We start from the raw sequence: 941 nt of genomic DNA, 5'->3' as shown, positions 1-941 counted from the left end.
GAAAAAGAATCTTCGATTGGAAGATCCTTTTTTGCTGCTTGTTATTAAATTTACTCAATTACATCAAACCATAATGGAGACTTATCTTTTGGGCCACCATTGTAATTTATAGTGATCTCCTCATCACACTTGATATGTCTTCTCGCATAAAAGTGGATTGTTAAATTATGCTCATTACAAATAAACATCGCATTTGGAGTATATGAATGATTAAATAAAGATCCATATCCCAACGCAATAGCCCTATCTTCCAAATTTTCTCCCCAATAAAAACAGTAATTGGAAAATATTGTGTTATCTAGATATTCCGATTCTTCTTTAGGTGAAACGATAACTGGAGATACCTCAATGAGTTGCCCCACTTCAACCTCACGTATAGCAAAGATCCCTCTACCATATTTTTGAGTATCTTTTATACTAAATGATGGTAATACCACAAAATATTAGCTCCTTTCTAACAAAATAAAGGGTTTTTATCTAATATTACTAAAGGGGACTTGCGACGCTATGAATTTGATCAATATTGATACGTACTATTATAGGGGCAAGTATTGGTCCGGTTGCAACAACAACGGTATTATTTTCAATACGCTGGAATGTTCCAGTAACCGATACACCGCCATCATAAACGATAGTTATAGAATTTCCTGGATTTAATTGCTCCAAAAAATCACGCGGAAATCCTTCGTTGTCTTGTTGTCCACCTTTACCTTTACCTTTACCTTTAGGCATTATGGTTCATCACCCTTTTTGTCTGACTATTAACAGTTTATTCACTAATAGAAATAAAGCTTGTTTTAATGCTACAAGTCAAATGTGGATTTTTAAGAGATTTGAAGTTTTGTTATAAACTATTAAACAGGGATGAATTTAGAGAATATCTTAAGAAGGTTTTATATCGGCAAAAAAGAGGTTGGGTATCTAAAAAGTACCCAACCTCT

At 33.5% G+C, this 941-nt stretch carries 2 protein-coding genes; both read right to left on the bottom strand.

The annotated features are described in order from the left end of the window. Positions 1-50: 50 nt before the first annotated feature. Positions 51-437 (bottom strand): SET domain-containing protein, encoded by a 387-nt coding sequence (locus ACFFIX_RS27810; RefSeq protein WP_378939897.1) that lies wholly within the window; start codon positions 435-437, stop codon positions 51-53. Between the two features lie 49 nt (positions 438-486). Continuing rightward, positions 487-732 (bottom strand): hypothetical protein, encoded by a 246-nt coding sequence (locus tag ACFFIX_RS27805; RefSeq protein ID WP_378939895.1) that lies wholly within the window; start codon positions 730-732, stop codon positions 487-489. Positions 733-941: the final 209 nt, after the last annotated feature.

This window comes from Metabacillus herbersteinensis (genome assembly GCF_042433335.1).
Taxonomy (GTDB): Bacteria; Bacillota; Bacilli; order Bacillales; family Bacillaceae; genus Metabacillus; species Metabacillus herbersteinensis.
Note: the sequence above shows the minus strand (reverse complement) of the source record. Positions and strands in the feature narration are given on the sequence as shown.

Excerpts from the sequence above, each read along its gene's own strand:
- ACFFIX_RS27805 (WP_378939895.1), bottom strand. The coding sequence starts at position 732 with ATGCCTAAAGGTAAAGGTAAAGGTAAAGGTGGACAACAAGACAACGAA.